Raw genomic sequence first — 2075 nt, 5'->3', positions numbered from 1 at the left:
AAGGACATCAATTCAAATCCTGGATTTTCGAATTGAGAGAGATATTGAAAGAAATCAAGAATTCTCGCTATTTCTTAGATTCATGGACCCAATTCAATTCAGCGGGATTTCTCATTCATATTTTTTTCCATCAAGAGAGTTTTATAAAACTCTTGGACTCCCGAATTTGGAGTATCCTACTTTCACGCAATTCACAGGGTTCAACAAGCAATCGATATTTCACGATCAAGTATGTAGTACTCTTTGTAGTAGCGGTCCTTATATATCGTATTAACAATCGAAAAATGGTCGAAAGAAAAAATCCCTATTTGACAAGGCTTCTTCCTATACCTATGAATTCCATTGGACCCAAAAATGATACATTGGAAGAATCATCTGAGTCTTCCAATATCAATAGGTTGATTGTTCCGCTCCTGTATCTTCCAAAAGGAAAAAAGATCTCTGAGAGTTCTTTCCTGGATCCGAAAGAGAGTACTCGGGTTCTCCCAATAACTAAAAAGTATATCATGCCTGAATTTAACTGGGGTTCGCGGTGGTGGAGGAACTGGATAGGAAAAAAGAGCTATTCTAGTTGTAAGATATCTAATGAAACCATCGCTGGAATTGAGATCTCATTCAAAGAGAAAGATATCAAATATCTGGAGTTCCTTTTTGTATATTATATGGATGATCCGATCCGTAAGGACCATGATTGGGAATTTTTTGATCGTCTTTCCCCGAGAAAGAGGCGAAACATAATCAACTTGAATTCGGGACAGCTATTCGAAATCTTAGTGAAAGACTGGATTTATTATCTCATGTTTGCTTTTCGTGAAAAAATACCAAAGGAAGTGGAGGGTTTCTTCAAACAACAAGGGACTGGGTCAATTATTCAATCAAATGATATTGAGCATGTTTCGCATCTCTTCTTGAGAAACAAGCGGGCTATTTCTTTGCAAAATTGTGCTCAATTTCATATGTGGCAATTCCGTCAAGATCTCTTCGTTAGTTGGGGGAAGAGTCCGCACGAATCGGATTTTTTGAGGAACATGTCACAAGAGAATTGGATTTGGTTAGACAATGTGTGGTTGGGAAACAAGGATCGGTTTTTTAGCAAGGTACGGAATGTATCATCAAATCTTCAATATGATTCCACGAGATCTAGTTTCATTCAAGTAACGGATTCTAGCCAATTGAAAGGATCTTCTGATCAATCCAAGGATTCTTTCGATTCCATTAGGAATGAGGATTCGAAATATCACACATTGATCAATCAAAGAGAGATTCAACAACTAAAAGAAAGATCGATTCTTTGTTGGGATCCTTCCTTTCTTCAAACGGAACGAACAGAGATAGAATCAGAGCGATTCCTTAAAAACCTTTCTGGATATTCCTCAATGTGCCGACTATTCATGGAACGTGAGAAGCAGATGAATAATCATCTGCTTCCGGAAGAAATCGAAGAATTTCTTGGGAATCCTGCAAGAGCCACTCGTTCTTTTTTCTCTGACAGATGGTCAGAACTTCATCTGGGTTCGAATCCTACTGATAGGTCTACTAGAGATCAGAAATTGTTGAAAAAAGAACAAAAGAAACATCTTGCTCTTTCCAGGCGATCGGAAAAGAAAGAAATAGTGAATTTATTCAAGATAATTATGTACTTACAAAATACCGTCTCAATTCATCCTATTTCATCCTATCGAGGATGTGATATGGTTCCAAAGGATGAATTGGACAGTTCCAATAAGATTTCATTCTTGAACAAAAATCCGATAGACTTTTTGGAGGGAGGGTCCCATTGGCGTGCATCCAGTAGGAATTGAACCTACGAATTCGCCAATTATGAGTTGGGCGCTTTAACCATTCAGCCATGGATGCTTAGCGGGAATCCTCGTACATGGTGAATAACCAAATTCCAATTGAAGTGAAATCTTTCGGATAAATCAATGCAATTAGGAGGATTCGATGAAAGGACATCAATTCAAATCCTGGATTTTCGAATTGAGAGAGATATTGAAAGAAATCAAGAATTCTCGCTATTTCTTAGATTCATGGACCCAATTCAATTCAGCGGGATTTCTCATTCATATTTTTTT

Annotated in this window: 1 protein-coding gene and 1 tRNA gene; one reads left to right on the top strand and one right to left on the bottom strand. The window is 37.6% G+C overall.

The features are described from left to right. Window positions 1–284: 284 nt before the first annotated feature. Complete coding sequence (locus tag IEY94_RS24550; RefSeq protein WP_229784379.1) at window positions 285–1802, top strand: Ycf2 family protein; 1518 nt, start codon at window positions 285–287, stop codon at window positions 1800–1802. On the opposite strand, the gene IEY94_RS24545 is transcribed toward IEY94_RS24550, so the two are convergent. Next, window positions 1784–1857 (bottom strand) — tRNA-Ile (locus IEY94_RS24545). The two genes, IEY94_RS24550 and IEY94_RS24545, sit on opposite strands and share 19 nt — an antisense overlap. Between the last annotated feature and the right edge of the window lie 218 nt (window positions 1858–2075).

Source organism: Pilimelia anulata (assembly GCF_014647895.1).
GTDB lineage: Bacteria > Actinomycetota > Actinomycetes > Mycobacteriales > Micromonosporaceae > Pilimelia > Pilimelia anulata.
Note: the sequence above shows the minus strand (reverse complement) of the source record. Positions and strands in the feature narration are given on the sequence as shown.

What these genes read in the sequence shown, in the direction of transcription:
- IEY94_RS24550 (WP_229784379.1), top strand. Translation starts at nt 285, where the DNA reads ATGGTCGAAAGAAAAAATCCCTATTTGACAAGGCTTCTTCCTATACCT.